The organism is Streptococcus dentapri, assembly GCF_042649885.1.
Taxonomy (GTDB): Bacteria; Bacillota; Bacilli; order Lactobacillales; family Streptococcaceae; genus Streptococcus; species Streptococcus dentapri.
The window spans coordinates 1-14,781 of the sequence record NZ_JBHSAC010000018.1 but is presented as its reverse complement, the minus strand read 5'-3'; the positions used below and the strand labels follow the sequence as shown (position 1 = coordinate 14,781).

General features: G+C 41.8%; 13 protein-coding genes and 2 pseudogenes. 2 read left to right on the top strand and 13 right to left on the bottom strand.

Annotated features, from left to right (window positions below):
* Positions 1-38: 38 nt before the first annotated feature.
* Positions 39-1,583, bottom strand: a complete 1,545-nt coding sequence (locus ACFOSE_RS01880) for an HlyD family secretion protein (protein ID WP_380429752.1) — start codon at positions 1,581-1,583, stop codon at positions 39-41.
* Positions 1,584-1,721: 138 nt separating this feature from the next.
* On the opposite strand from ACFOSE_RS01880, the gene guaA reads away from it, so the two are divergent.
* On the top strand, positions 1,722-3,275 hold the full coding sequence (gene guaA / locus ACFOSE_RS01875; RefSeq protein WP_380429749.1) for a glutamine-hydrolyzing GMP synthase: 1,554 nt from the start codon (positions 1,722-1,724) through the stop codon (positions 3,273-3,275).
* A 553-nt stretch (positions 3,276-3,828) separates the two neighbouring features.
* Here the strand turns inward: guaA and gloA2 are convergent.
* From gloA2 to ACFOSE_RS01825, 10 genes are read right to left on the bottom strand one after another with little or no spacing between them, the layout of a single operon-like run.
* Entirely contained in the window at positions 3,829-4,242 is a 414-nt protein-coding gene (gene gloA2 / locus ACFOSE_RS01870; RefSeq protein ID WP_380429747.1) for an SMU1112c/YaeR family gloxylase I-like metalloprotein, read from the bottom strand.
* 9 nt (positions 4,243-4,251) lie between these two features.
* Positions 4,252-5,976, bottom strand: coding sequence for an ABC transporter ATP-binding protein (locus ACFOSE_RS01865; protein WP_380429744.1), 1,725 nt, complete (start codon positions 5,974-5,976; stop codon positions 4,252-4,254).
* Positions 5,973-7,703, bottom strand: a complete 1,731-nt coding sequence (locus ACFOSE_RS01860) for an ABC transporter ATP-binding protein (RefSeq protein ID WP_380429741.1) — start codon at positions 7,701-7,703, stop codon at positions 5,973-5,975. The genes ACFOSE_RS01865 and ACFOSE_RS01860 overlap by 4 nt, the downstream gene beginning before the upstream one ends.
* A 5-nt stretch (positions 7,704-7,708) precedes the next feature.
* Positions 7,709-8,314: a lysozyme family protein gene (locus tag ACFOSE_RS01855; RefSeq protein WP_380429738.1), complete on the bottom strand. Its 606-nt coding sequence runs from the start codon at positions 8,312-8,314 to the stop codon at positions 7,709-7,711.
* A 1-nt stretch (position 8,315) separates the two neighbouring features.
* Positions 8,316-9,293 carry a nucleoid-associated protein gene (locus ACFOSE_RS01850; protein ID WP_380429735.1) on the bottom strand — a complete coding sequence of 326 codons (978 nt, stop codon included), beginning with the start codon at positions 9,291-9,293 and terminating at the stop codon, positions 8,316-8,318.
* A 1-nt stretch (position 9,294) separates the two neighbouring features.
* Positions 9,295-10,545, bottom strand: a complete 1,251-nt coding sequence (gene glyA / locus ACFOSE_RS01845) for a serine hydroxymethyltransferase (RefSeq protein WP_380429733.1) — start codon at positions 10,543-10,545, stop codon at positions 9,295-9,297.
* Between the two features lie 57 nt (positions 10,546-10,602).
* Positions 10,603-11,196, bottom strand: a complete 594-nt coding sequence (locus ACFOSE_RS01840) for an L-threonylcarbamoyladenylate synthase (protein ID WP_380429730.1) — start codon at positions 11,194-11,196, stop codon at positions 10,603-10,605.
* On the bottom strand, positions 11,189-12,019 hold the full coding sequence (gene prmC / locus ACFOSE_RS01835) for a peptide chain release factor N(5)-glutamine methyltransferase (protein ID WP_380429727.1): 831 nt from the start codon (positions 12,017-12,019) through the stop codon (positions 11,189-11,191). Before prmC ends, ACFOSE_RS01840 begins: the two co-directional genes overlap by 8 nt.
* Positions 12,016-13,095, bottom strand: coding sequence for a peptide chain release factor 1 (gene prfA, locus ACFOSE_RS01830; RefSeq protein WP_380429724.1), 1,080 nt, complete (start codon positions 13,093-13,095; stop codon positions 12,016-12,018). The genes prmC and prfA overlap by 4 nt, the downstream gene beginning before the upstream one ends.
* A gap of 4 nt (positions 13,096-13,099) precedes the next feature.
* A complete protein-coding gene (locus ACFOSE_RS01825) occupies positions 13,100-13,681 on the bottom strand; it encodes a thymidine kinase (RefSeq protein ID WP_380429722.1) in 582 nt (193 codons plus the stop codon).
* A gap of 234 nt (positions 13,682-13,915) precedes the next feature.
* On the opposite strand from ACFOSE_RS01825, the gene ACFOSE_RS01820 reads away from it, so the two are divergent.
* Positions 13,916-14,101, top strand: coding sequence for a 4-oxalocrotonate tautomerase (locus ACFOSE_RS01820; protein ID WP_057490821.1), 186 nt, complete (start codon positions 13,916-13,918; stop codon positions 14,099-14,101).
* Between the two features lie 59 nt (positions 14,102-14,160).
* Here the strand turns inward: ACFOSE_RS01820 and ACFOSE_RS01815 are convergent.
* Together ACFOSE_RS01815 and ACFOSE_RS01810 are read right to left on the bottom strand one after the other, a co-directional pair.
* Positions 14,161-14,502, bottom strand: a pseudogene (locus tag ACFOSE_RS01815) (solute carrier family 23 protein); the annotation flags it as partial.
* Positions 14,503-14,640: 138 nt separating this feature from the next.
* Positions 14,641-14,718: pseudogene (locus ACFOSE_RS01810) on the bottom strand (IS200/IS605 family transposase); the annotation flags it as partial.
* Positions 14,719-14,781: the final 63 nt, after the last annotated feature.

Sequence of the window (14,781 nt, the reverse complement as noted above, 5' to 3'; positions counted from 1 at the left end):
TCCGCCATTCAAATAACGGAACTTTTGCATATTTATGGTTAATCAATGGTATTATTATAGACAGAATCCCCAGAACTTTCAGTGAAATGGATTGGATCAAATACCCAGTCATCTTTCTTGTTAAACCGTGTTGAAAGGGTTGAGGTAAAGGTATTGCCTGTGACTGTGATTGACCCTACATCAGATGAGTGTTGTCCCAGTGTGGCACTGTAGGCAACAATTTTCCCAGAACTGTCCTTGTAAGGGAGGAAGGAATTTCCTGTCACTTTGATATTATTGGAGAGTACTTTATTCTGGTTGTTGCTAGTGTAATTTGAATCAATTTTTTGAATGAGTCCACCATCCCAGACACCTTTATTATCGGAAGCATCGAATTGAATAGCTTCTGCATAAACGGCATGATCATCCGATACATCAGACAAGGATGTCGTGTTGGATAGATCAGGTGCATAGCCGATGAAGTTATTATCGGTGAAACTGGAGTTTTGAAGACCGCCCAAATCAAAAACATGGCTACCTTTTTTATGAACCATGGTGAAAGTATTATTAGCAATATCCCAGTTGCTACCATGGTTAGCCATAACCATAAATTGATCTCCGTTGGTTAGATCTTTGGCTTCAACAGTAATATCTCTCATGGTGAAATTCTGAACGCCATCTGAAGCTCCTGAACCTGTTGCTAGACCAAACCAATAGGCTGTCCCATCAACAACTAATTTCGTGTTATCCCCGCGAATTTGTGTATCGGAAGCCAACAGAATATAGTCGGATTCTGGATTTTGACTACCGATGGTGAAGTTACCGCTTGGCAAGCCTAAAATAGTACCGGGATGGTCCTTGGCATACTGAAAAGAATCTTTTAAAACTTGATTGTTCTGAGCAGCCGAATTATGTTCTTTAAGGTCAACATGATAGATATCATTCAAACTGTACTCGGCAACGTTGGAATAAGTTGTCCCATCATCAAAACTGAGATCATATTTATAACCACCACCGTCAGAGTAATTATATCCGATGGAAGATACCTTGGCAGCATCTCCTTTGACACCGCTTAGGTCGTAACCATCAAGGTCAGTTTCAGCAGATTGACTAACTTGGACAATCTTATCCTTGCTAAACTTTGAATGGGGCGCTTGAGCGATATCAGATTCCTTGACACCCTTGATACTGTCACCGTTATCAAAAGCGATGGTATAGGTCATGACAGATTTACCATCATCAGTATCCACCTGATTGTTAGACTGGATTTTACCAATCCACTGCTTATACCGGGTTAAATCTTTACCGCCAATTGACTTATCAGTTCCCTCAGAAACTTGAACAACTTGATTCTGTTGATACTTGGGTTTCAGATTTTCAGAACCGATTTGAAAATGACTGGTAATATTTAACACGTCTCCTTTCAGAACTTTAAAACTACCTGTCACAAGCAGTAAGATAATGGCGGAAACGATTAAAACTGCGAGAGCTACTAATTCTTGCCAACGAAAGAGCCCTTTGCTCTTTTGTTTTTGGCGGTTTTCTCGCAACAGAGGTTGTTTGATCTCTTTTTTATGTGTTTTAGGGGGAGTTTTTTCTCGCATAGAGATTATTATAACATAGTTTTTCTGGTGAGAATAGAGGAGATTTCTTTTCTGAATTTTCGAGTGCGTAAACAGCTAAAGTGTGCTAAAATAATTGTGATAACTGCCGGTCAAACCGGTAAAATGGAAAGGGTTAAGATGACTGAATTTAATAATCTTGAAAAGATCATCGTTTTAGACTACGGCAGTCAATACAATCAGTTGATTGCTCGCCGTATTCGTGAAATCGGAGTCTTTTCTGAATTAAAAAGCCATAAAATTACGGCTGATGAGGTAAAAGCCATTAATCCGATTGGTATCGTGCTATCTGGTGGACCAAACTCCGTCTACGCCGAAGATTCTTTCGGTATCGATGAAAAAATCTTCGACTTAGGCATTCCTATTTTGGGGATTTGCTATGGTATGCAACTACTGACGGATCGTCTCGGTGGTAAGGTCCTACCAGCCGGTCAAACAGGTAATAGCGAATATGGGCAATCTACTCTCCAACTCCGTCAAAGTTCAGCTCTGTTTGCTGGTACTCCAGATAATCAAGTCGTTTTGATGAGCCACGGCGATGCTGTTATTGAAATCCCTCAAGGATTCCAATTAGTGGGAGATTCTGCTGACTGTCCTTACGCTGCTATTGAAAACACTAATCGCCAAATCTATGGAATTCAATTCCACCCAGAAGTACGCCATTCTGAATACGGAAATGATATTCTGCGTAATTTCGCTATCAATATTTGTAGAGCTACGGGCGATTGGTCTATGGACAATTTCATTGATATGGAAGTTGCTAAGATCCGTCAAACGGTTGGGAACCGCAAGGTCCTCCTTGGTTTGTCAGGTGGGGTTGATTCATCTGTCGTCGGGGTCCTCCTGCAACGCGCCATCGGCGATCAGCTGACCTGTATCTTTGTTGATCATGGTCTACTTCGTAAAAATGAAGGTGATCAAGTAATGGAAATGCTAGGAGGCAAATTCGGACTCAATATTATTCGTGTCGATGCTTCTAAACGTTTCCTCGACTTATTGGCTGATATTAATGATCCAGAGAAAAAACGTAAGATCATCGGAAATGAATTCGTCAATGTCTTTGATGATGAAGCCAGCAAACTTAAGGGCGTCGACTTCCTAGCACAGGGAACCCTCTATACCGATATTATCGAGTCCGGTACCGAAACTGCGCAAACCATCAAGTCCCACCATAATGTGGGCGGATTGCCTGAGGATATGCAGTTCGAATTGATTGAACCGCTCAATAGTCTTTTCAAAGATGAGGTTCGTGCTCTAGGCACTGCTTTAGGAATGCCAGATGAAATTGTTTGGCGCCAGCCCTTCCCAGGTCCTGGTCTTGCTATTCGGATTATGGGAGACATTACGGCTGAAAAACTGGAAACCGTACGTGAATCTGATGCTATTTTGCGCGAAGAAATTGCCAAGGCAGGGCTTGAACGTGATGTCTGGCAATATTTCACAGTCAATACCGGCGTGCGCTCTGTCGGCGTTATGGGAGATGGTCGAACTTATGATTACACTATCGCCATTCGTGCAATCACCTCTATTGATGGAATGACAGCCGACTTTGCAAAACTCCCTTGGGAAGTTTTGCAGAAAATCTCAGTTCGTATCGTCAATGAAGTTGATCACGTGAATCGCATCGTCTACGACATCACCAGCAAGCCACCAGCAACTGTTGAGTGGGAATAAAACGAATTATTAAATTCGGATTTATCTTTATAAAGCCTTTTATTCTTTTATGATGGCAGGCTTTAAATATGGAAAAAGCTGAGGATAAAAACTCAGCTTTTATCATATTCTCACTACAATATCATTTATCTTTTAAACAATAGATTCCAGACCACTGACACCAGAAATGTGAGAATGCTAGCGAGACTGAGAAATGGACTGATAAAAATGGTTAATAAAATGACAAAGCCTTCCATTACAAAAAAGTAGCCTAAAATTTTCATCAGTATCTTCATAAATTAATTTTACACAAAAAGCACCCCAATTGTTAGATTTTTGTCTAACTTTAGGGGGGCTATTCAGAACATCCTGTCTTTTTATGTGATTGACCGAGCCTTAAAGAGTCTTCTTTGCAGCCTTTCTTTTAAGAAAGGCACTGAATTCGATGATAATGAACCTTAGTTAAATCAGAATTCAAAATCCTGATTGGATCTGACATTTTATGGTATCGACCACAGTGTTTATTTTAAAACATATTTAACATAATTATTATTATGTTAAATATGTAGGCGCTCTATTCGTGCAACTCCAAAGGAAGACCATCGGGGTCAAAGAAAAAAGTCATTTTCCTTCCGGTATAATCGTCAAAGCGAACCGGTTCGACAAAGATGCCCTGCTGCTCCAACTCTGCTTTATAGGTCTCAATATCATCTACGTAAAAGGCTAAGTGGCGCAGACCACAGGCTTCTCTATCGTACTCAGGTCTACCAATCCGTTTAGGTGGTGCACTATAAGCTGGATCGGTAATCTTATTGCCAAAAATCTCCAATTCTAGTTGTCCGCATTTTAAGTCAAGTTTATAATCGTGGCGTTCAGGCCGATGATTTTCACTAATGATTTCAAACCCTAGTTTATTCACATAAAAGTCACGGGATTTCTCATAATCTGAGACGATAATAGCGATATGATGGATAGCTGTAAATTTCATAATTCCTCCTTAGGATTGATTTTGAGCTATCTGCATTTGGTAATAAAAACCTTGGGCTGCCATGAGCTCTGAGTGAGTACCGTGTTCAACAATATCTCCCTCAACCATAACTAGGATGATATCAGCCTTTTGAATTGTTGACAGGCGATGAGCGATAATAAAACTGGTTCGTCCCTGCATAAGAGTTTCCAATGAATCTTGAATCAAGCTCTCAGTGCGTGTGTCAATAGAAGAGGTCGCTTCATCTAAAATTAAAATTTTAGGGACAGCAACGAAGATTCTAGCGATGGTCAGCAGCTGGCGTTGCCCTTGAGACAAGGAGGCGCCGGCATCAGCTAAGTAAGTATCGTAACCTTGAGGAAGCTGTCTGATAAAGAAATCGACATTAGCTGCTTTGGCTGCTTCTACGACCAATTCTCGCGTAGCATTGGGATGTCCAAAGGCAATATTGTCATGCACCGTAGCCTCCTGAAGCCAAGTCTCCTGAAGAACCATACCAATCTGTCGTCGCAAGCTACTGCGAGTATAGTTAGTGACAGGCTGATGATCCAATAAAATGTGTCCCGCTGTTACTTCGTAAAAGCGCATCAAAAGATTGATTAAGGTCGATTTCCCCGCACCTGTCGGACCAACGATAGCCACACGGCTGCCAGGCGGAATATGGATAGTGAGATTCTTAATCAAGGTCTTGTACGGCGTATAGCCAAAACTAACCTCTTCAAAATCAATCTGCCCTTGAACTTGGTCGCTTACTAGCTCCAGCTGACCTGTTTCGGCGAGACTTGCTTGATCCAATACCTGATAAAGCCTCTGAGCAGCAGCCAGGGACCCCTGTAATTCTGCTAGGACTGAAGATACATCATTGAAGGGCTTGGTATATTGGATAACATAGTTAAGAAAAGTTGTCAGTTGACCAATGGAAAAAGCACCATTCATGATACGCAGAGCTCCTACTGCTGTTAAAAGTGCATAAATAAGAGCATTGACAAAACGTGTCACGGGATTAACAATAGAGGAATAGAAAATAGCTTTTTGAGAATAGCTGGCATAATCCTCATTGAGATCGAAAAAGCGCTCAATAAATTGCTCCTGCGCATTAAAACTCTGAATTAAACTCTCTTGGTTCAAACTCTCTTCAACCATCTGGGTCTGACGGCCACGAGCCTGTGTTTGTTTTTGAAAGAGAACAAAGGATTTTCGTGCAATAAAGCGAGCTAAAAAGAGAGACAGGGGCGTCAAGCAGAGTACTAGCATCATCATCAATGTATCGATTTTAGCCATGGTGATTAAGGTGACCAGAATAGTTAGGGTACCGACAAAGAACTGGTTAAAAACCATTAGCAGACCGTTATTGAGCTGCTCAACATCAGTTGTGACTCGGCTAACCATATCGCCAACTGATTGGCTTAGATAGGCCATAGGAAGCTGATGGACTTTCTCAATAACTCGTTGGCGTAAATCCCGACTAAATTCAAAGACTAGCTTGTTATATATAAGAGGATTGAGGTACTGGATTAGCGTATTAACCACAATGATTATCAGCATCTTTAAGATAATGCCTAAGATTAGGCTACGATTGTCAGGGAGCACGACCGCATCCACTGCTCTTCCAATTAATATTGGAAGATAAATCGTTAATGTGACCTGCAGAACAATCCCTACTAGAGCAAAACTGAGCCATAGACCTTGCTTGGAGAAATCGCGGACCAAACGGTTTAATGGTGAAGATATCATGCTTGGTCCTCCTTGTCGTGTTGCGAATAGTGGATTTCTCTATAGGTGGAGCAGGGTTCCAAAAGTTCTTCGTGACAACCAAGTCCAACTTGTTTTCCTTTTTCTAGGACCAGAATTTGGTCGGCTTCCTTTAGACTATTGGTTCGCTGCGAAATTAAAATAAGGTTGGTTTGTAACTCCGAGCTAATGGCTTTGAGCAACCGGTTCTCCGTCAGGTAATCCAAGGAGGAAGTTGAATCATCTAGGATTAAAAAAGGAGCCTGTCTAAGAATAGCTCTGGCAATGGTTAGACGCTGTCTTTGTCCACCAGAAAAATTACGACCAAACTCTTTAACCTCAGCATCCAGCCCTGCTTCTTTTTCTTTGACAAAATCGCTAGCTTGGGCGATATCCAAGGCCCACCAGAGCTTACCGTCAGATATTTCGTCAGTCTCTAAACCTAAGGTTAGATTGGAGCGAATGCTTCCCAAGAATAGCTCGGCTTTTTGAGGAACAAGCCCCATCCAAGACCGCCATTCTGCTAGATTGGATGGACTTTGCCCTTGATTAAAAACACTGATATGTCCCTTTTGAACTTGGTAGAGTCCCATAAGCAACTGAACCAAGGTAGATTTACCCGATCCTGTTCCCCCTATAATTCCTAAGGTCTGACCTTGAGACATTTTTAGGGAAATATCCGATAGGCAGGCTTGGGCTGCCGTTGGATAAGTGAAGCTGATATCTGAAATAGCAAGAGTTTGATGAACATCTGGTTTTAGTTTTTCAATACTGGTTTCTAGGTCTTCTTCATTTTGATAAAAAACTTCGGTGATTCGGCCAGCACTAATGAAACTCTGGTTAAGATTGGTCACCATCATTGCTAGTTTGAGCAATTCGGTCAGGATATTGAGCAGATAGTTGACTAAAGCAATCAAGGTTCCTTGGCTGATAGCGTCATCAGCAATCGCAAGATTCCCTTGCCAAACCACAATAACTAGCGTTCCATTGACAATGAAATAGGTTAGGGGACTAACCAAGCTAGCCAGAGCCCCTGTTTTAAGCTGAGTCTTAGTATAGAGTTGATTATGGTCGGCAAACTGCTTCTTGAGGCGGTCAGTTTGACCGAAAGCACGGATGACCTGCATACCTTCGAGTTGTTCCCGTGTTAAGCTTACCATCTTATCAGTCAATTTTCTGATGCATAAATAGAGAGGGTTGACTAGTCGTGACATACCATAAATCAACAGAGTTAAGAGAGCTACCATCAATAGGAACCACAGAGTAATTTGAGGGCTGATTAAAAAAGCCATAATAACTGATCCGAAAACGATAATCGGAGCTCTGAGAAAAAGTCGCAAAAATTGGTTGATACCCGTCTGAATCTGAAAGGTGTCGCTGGTCAAACGCGTCAAAAGACTGGCGGTCGTCAAGCGATCCCGATTCTCCTTGGGCAAACGCATAATCTTTCGGTAGAGATCCTTGGTCAACTGTTTGGTGTAACCTACTGCTGCTTTGGCCGAAAAATACTGAGCTGTTACTGCTGCAATGACACCAAGAACTGCTGTACAAAATAGAAGAAAAATCATCCCGTACAGATGATTTTTATCTTTGTGAGGAATCGTAGAATCGACGATTTTTGCAATGATAAGAGGTACCAGCAATTCAAAGCTAGCTTCCAGCAGCTTGAAAATAGGACCTAAGAAAGTTTCTTTGAGATAACCTCTAAAATAGACGAATAATTTTTTCATAATTTTTATAACCTATCAACCAGACGTATCAAAAAGAGATTGAACTGAACCTGCTTGGCATAGTAAATATTGCCCCCATCAACGTAAAGTTTACCACCTCCATAGAGAATGGAAACAATATTGTAGTAATGATAGGTGCGGCCGCTCTTATTACCCAGACTTGGAGCTACAACATCTCTAGAATACTTCCTAGCTAAATCGATAGTGTTTTTACCCCCGTGTTTGGAAACATAGGGGATATAAGACGAACCATAGTTATAGGCTTGAATGGCAGTCCAAGAATCGGTGTCAGCAGCCTGTGCTTTTTCAAGGTTTTCAGCCAGAACCTTGGTTCCTTGTTTGATACTGGAGCGATTATCGCTGATTGACTCAGTTGTTCCGGTGGAACTTTCGCTGGACTGCATGACATCCTCTGATTGTCCCTTGGTTTCGGTATAGATTACTGCTAAGACCAGATCCTCATTAGTATCATTGTCATCCTCGTCCAAAACTTGCTCGACCAAGGGGCGATAAGCTAGAACATTTTTAACTGCCCGATAAACTGTAATCCCTTTATAAATAAGCAGGAGGAGGAGAAGGATATATATCAATCGTCTAATCTTTTTAAACATATTATTTGTTTTGAATATCTGCAACATTTTTAATTAAGATGGAATACGTTCCATTAGCGTTTTGGATGAATTCTACCGATTCGGCATCTTGATAAATTTGGTTAGGTACAATCAATTCAATACCGTTCGATAGAGATAACTTTTGATTTTCTAACTTTTTGGATTGATGAGAATAATCAACATCCGCCACTGAAATTGGTTGAGGAATGGTTTCTTTGAGTTGATCTACAAAAGTTAGGCGAGCTGTTAGATTGTCATCAAAGAGTTGATTGGCTAAGGTCTCTGGTGAAAGTTCCTGATCTTCTTCCAAATTTTTGAAAATGGCTGACTTCATCTTGGACTGAAAATTAAAATCGTCCTTATTAAAGTCGTCAGCTACTTTTTGGGCCGTCTTTTCCAAGAGATTGATAGACTTTTTCACAGATTGCTCCGGATGTACCTTGAGTAGATTTTCAGAGAAATAGTTAGCAAAGCTACCATTGTGCTTAATGCGCTTTTCAATCAGGTAGTATTGATTGGTTTGACGGTTGATAACCAAAGCCTCATCCGGTGTCTGAGCCGCACTAGGTAGATTGTTTTGAATCAACTTTAAGGGTTGCTCAGCATCCCCTAGAATATGTGCCAAACCTTCTTTTAAGGCCAGCCGTAAAAAAGCAAAATACTCAAGACCTTCTTTATCAAATTGAATAAAGACAAGGTCATTGGTCTTTTGACCCTCGCTGATGACAAATTCCTCTTTCCAGAGCTGGGCAATCTTACGGGAAGATTCCATAAGATTACCGTCTAAATTAGCAAGAAAGCCATTTTCAGGATCAAAATGTCCGCGCTTAGCATCAGTCGTAAAAACCTTGCTTAATTTTTTGCGAAAATATTCATCCAGCTTTGGCGTAAGAGTCAATGATTTGTCGGCGAAGATAATCTCCGTATCATCAGGGCTAAATTGATGAACGATAATTTTTTTTAGGTATAAATCTAACATCTTAATACAGTGGGAAGCTATCAGTCAGGGTCTTTACATCTTGACGGATGCGTTCAAGAACAGCTTTGTCTTCATGATTTTCGAGTGCTTGAATCATCAACTCGGCGATTTTCGTACTCTCAGCAACTCCCATGCCACGGCTAGAAATTGCAGGACTACCGATACGGATACCTGAAGTTTTAAATGGTGATAGTGTTTCAAAAGGAATACTGTTTTTATTCAAGGTGATATTGACATCTTCAAGGATGTTTTGAGCAAGTTTGCCATTTTCGACAACCTTGGTCACATCAACTAAGAAGACATGATTATCAGTACCGCCAGAGATGACATGAAATTCTGGGTGCGCGGCAAAGACATCGGCCATTGCCTTGGCATTCTTGATGACAATTTCTCCATAGTCTTTAAAGGTAGGATCCAAAGCTTCTTTGAGGGCCACTGCTTTAGCAGCAATAACATGTTCCAAAGGTCCTCCTTGTAAAGCAGGGAAGACGGCAGAATTGATTTTCTTAGCGATATCTTCATCGTTACTCAAAATCAGACCACCCCGAGGACCGCGCAGGGTCTTGTGAGTCGTGGTAGTGGTCACATGTGCATAAGGTACTGGATTAGGATGGAGACCAGCTGCGACCAGTCCAGCAATATGGGCCATATCAACCATCAAATAAGCTCCAACACTGTCTGCAATTTCACGGAATTTGGCAAAATCAATGATCCGCGAATAAGCTGAGGCACCAGCAACAATCAATTTAGGTTGAGAATCTTGGGCCAACTGATAAATTTCATCATAGTCAAGCACCTCAGTTTCCTTATTCACATTGTAAGGTAGGAAATGATAAGTCTTGCCAGAGAAACTAACAGGAGATCCGTGAGTCAAATGACCACCGGCTGACAGATCCATTCCCAATACAGTATCCCCAGGCTGGATCAGGGCCATATATGCTGCCGCATTGGCCTGACTGCCGGAGTGAGGCTGAACATTAGCAAACTTAGCATCAAATACCTCTTTAGCGCGTTCGATGGCTAAATTTTCTACAACATCCACGACATCGGTACCACCGTAGTAACGTTTGCCCGGATAACCTTCTGCATATTTGTTGGTCAAGACACTTCCTTGGGCTGCCATAACAGCCTTAGAAACAACATTTTCTGAAGCAATCAGCTCAATATTATTTTGCTGACGCACTCCTTCTGCTTGAACAGCCTGCCACAATTCAGGGTCAAAATCCTTGTAGTCTTCTTTGTCAAAAATCATAAGTTTACCTCATATCTATAAAATAAGTTAATGTTCCATCGTTTGGCGAATTGGTTTTCAATAAAAGTCTAATTCAGGAACTCTTGTTAGCAAATCTTCTTTAGTAATCGCTCCTTGTCTCAGGATTTTAGCACGAGTATCAGACAGATCCAGAATTGTCGAATCTTGACCAGTAATGGCTTCGTCATCTTTTACTCCTGCTACCTGTCCAGCAAAGTCAACCACAAGCTCATCAAATTTGCTACCGCTCGCCTTCCCTGAAAGATTAGCAGAAGGACCAATCAAAGGACCATATTCTTTAATCAAATGCTGAGTCACAGGATGCTTGGGAAGGCGAAAGCCAACCGTATCAAGACCTGAATTAATCCAGCTGGGCACCTTGTCATTGGCCTTGAGAATAATGGTCAATGGGCCGGGCAGAAAGGCCTCACAGAGAGACTTAAGAAAAATAGGCTGAGCCTTTGAGAATTTTAGAATATCCTTATAGGAAGCAACATTTAGGTTCATAGCCTTGTCGCGCGGACGCTGTTTCAGTTCATAGACCCGATTGACAGCCTTCTCATCAAAAGCCGGAGCAAAGAGCCCATAAACTGTCTCAGTCGGCAAAATAACCGGTTGAGCACTCGTTAATTTTTGGACGATCTCATCCATTGTCCACCACCACCATTCTGTCCTGACCGAATTGATCCTGTAAGATGCGGACGCATCTATCTGGAAACTGATCTTGAAAGAGGGCCTTAACCCGCTCCCCTTGTTTATAGCCGATTTCTAAATAGATTTTTCCATTCAGCTTTAAATGGCTGGTAGCTCCTTGAGCAATTTTTTGGTAAATTGCTAAGCCCTCTTCCTCAGCAAAGAGAGCTTGGTGAGGCTCTGAAGCCAAAACATTGAGCCCTACTTCATCTTCATCTGCCCTAGCTATGTAGGGCGGATTGGACACAATTATATCGAAAGGAGCTGAAAGGTTACTGAAAACATCAGATTGGATAAGCTTGAGTGCTGTCTGATAGTGAGAAGCATTTTCTGCAGCTACTGCTAAAGCATCAGCTGAAATATCACTTGCTGTTACAGACCAGCTTGGGCGATGATAAGCCAAGGAAATAGCGATAGCTCCGCTCCCTGTCCCTATATCTAGGACAGCTAGTTCAGTCTGCTTGTTCTCCGCAAGAATGATATCAACCAATTCAGCTGTTTCCGGTCGGGGGATCAAAACTCGCTCATCCACCTTGAATCTTAGATTGTAAAAGATTTCGTAACCAATGATGTACTGAGCAGGTCTGTGGGCTAAAAGCTCTTTAGCAATAGAATCAATTAAAGCCTGATCCTCTGGACTAACTTCCTGACGTAAGAGGAGGAGAAAAGCTGTCATATCTAGATTTTTAAGAGCTCGAAAGGTAAAAGTCAAACTTTCTGCTTCTTCCCCCACTGCTGCTAGCTGATTTTCATAAGTGACAAAAATTTGAGCATAGGTCATTTGTTGAGCTCTTCCAATTTTTGAGTTTGATCATAGAGAACAAGGGCATCAATTACCTCGTCTAACTTACCAGCCAAAATACTATCTAGCTTTTGCAGGGTCAAGCCGATGCGGTGATCGGTCACGCGGTTCTGTGGGAAATTGTAGGTGCGGATACGTTCTGAGCGATCGCCTGTACCAACTGTTGATTTACGCTCAGCGTCCTGTTCATCTTGAGCGATTTGTGCAAAATGATCAGCTACACGCGCACGGATAATTTTCAAAGCCTTATCCCGATTTTTCTGCTGAGTACGCTCCTCCTGCATTTCTACCTTGATACCCGTTGGAATATGGACCATACGAACGGCTGTCGCCACTTTATTGACGTTTTGTCCACCAGCACCCGATGCATGGTAGATATCAACCCGCAAATCTTTGGGATCGATATCATATTCCACCTCTTCGACTTCGGGCATGATGAGGACGGTTGCTGTTGAAGTGTGAACTCGTCCCTGGCTCTCTGTCACCGGTACCCGCTGCACACGGTGGGCACCTGATTCGTATTTGAGTTTGGAATAAACCGATTGTCCAGAGATCATGGCAACGACTTCCTTGATACCACCTACACCATTATAGGAAGCTTCCATAACTTCGAAGCGCCAACCTTGTGTTTCAGCATATTTTTGATACATTTGCAAAAGGTCTCCTGCAAATAGAGCTGCCTCATCACCGCCAGCTGCTCCACGGATTTCTAAAATGATATTTTTATCATCGTTAGGATCCTTGGGCAAGAGTAAGATTTTAAGGCGCTCTTCATAGTCTTCCTTGGCAGCCTTGGACTCTTTGAGTTCCTCTTTAGCCATCTCTTCAAGCTCAGCATCGCCACCGGCATCTTTTAACATATCTTCGGCATCAGCAATATCTTGGATGATTTTCTTGTAGTCACGATAAACGTTGACCGTTTCGCGGCTGTTAGCTTCCTCGCGGGATAGCTTCATGAACCGTTTAGTATCAGCGACAACTTGAGGGTCGCTGAGCAATTCCCCCAATTCCTCATAGCGATCTTCAACCGCTTGTAACTGATCATAAATATTCATTTGTTTAGTGGTCTCCTTCTATTTCAGGATGGTAATAATGTCTGCGGCAAACAGAGATATAGGTTTCGTGTCCTCCGATTTGAACTTGCTCACCTTGGTAGACAGGCTTGCCATCTTCAATGCGTAATACCATAGTGGCTTTTTTGCTGCAATACTGGCAGATTGTTTTAATTTCCTCGATCTTATCTGCTAAGAGCAAGAATTCACGGGAACCTTCAAAGAGACGATTGCGAAAGTCGTTTTTAAGCCCAAAAGCCATGACTGGCACATCCAGTTCATCAACTACGCGAGCTAGGTCAAAGACGTTGGCCTTGCTTAAAAATTGACATTCATCAACGAGAACGCAGTAAGGTTTCTCAGCAAGATTTTCAATGTAGCCAAAAATATCGGTTTTACCAGAAATTGGTAAGGCCTTACGTTTAAGACCAATCCGGCTAGCAACCCAGCCATATCCTTCGCGTGTATCCAGAGCGCTGGTCATGAGAATAACCGGTTTTCCCTGCTCCTCATAATTGTAAGCGACCTTGAGAATCTCAATGGATTTCCCTGAATTCATTGTGCCATAGCGAAAATATAACTGTGCCAAAAATATCTCTTCCCATCTAAAAATTTTATCATCTTATTCTATCATAAATAGCTTCTTTTAGCAGTAGCCAATCCAGGAAAAATATTATGAATCATTTTTAAATTTGAAAAGATCTCTACTCCTTCTAAGCCAACAAAAAAACTATTTCTTCCTATCATCTCCTAAAATTTCATGTTAAAATAAAAGGGTAGAACAGCAAGGCTGATATACAAGAAAACAAAAAGGAGAAAACTTATGCCATTTGTAAAAATTGACCTGTTTGAAGGCCGTACTGAGGAACAAAAAATCGAATTAGCACGTGAAGTGACGGAAGTCGTTTCACGTGTTGCCAAGGCGCCTAAAGAAGCTATCCATGTTTTCATCAATGACATGCCAGAAGGAACTTATTACCCACATGGCGAAATGAAAAAGAAAGGCTAAGACCTAAAAAAGAGGATTTCCTTGATTTCACATCGAAATCAAACAGGGAATCACTCTTTTTATTTATCCTTGGTTTTACCGTTTAAAATAAAATTCAATATCACTGCTGATAAAGTAGCGATAATAATCCCATTGGTCAGGAACATCTGCAAACTCTCCGGTAGGCTATCGAAAATATTAGTCCCGTTGAAACCAACCCCGGCCGCAATAGAGACGGCGGCGATGATAAAGTTATGTTCACTGTGCTCGAAACTCACCTCGTTTAGCATCTGTATCCCCTGAAGGGCCACCATACCAAACAGTACTAGCATAGCACCACCTAGGACAGGGCTCGGAATCATCTGTGCCATAGCTCCAAATTTAGGAAGCAAGCCCAACACCACTAAAAAGAGGGCAGTGTAGTCATAACCACCCGTGAAAACGGGTGGCTTGTACACCGGCTATAAGCCGTTTCTCTCCAGCGACGTCTAAAGACGTTCGCTGAACTTCGTTCAGGTTAGTGCTATAATTACTTGACTAATGCCCGTAACAACGGGCTTTTATCTCGTTCTAAAACTGCCATCTGAAAATGGATCTTCATACTCTTTGACACTCAATTTATCAAGTGCAATGTCATTGAACAACTAATCTCCCAGATTAGTTGTTTACTCGCGAATATATTTCGCAACTGTCTTTTCATT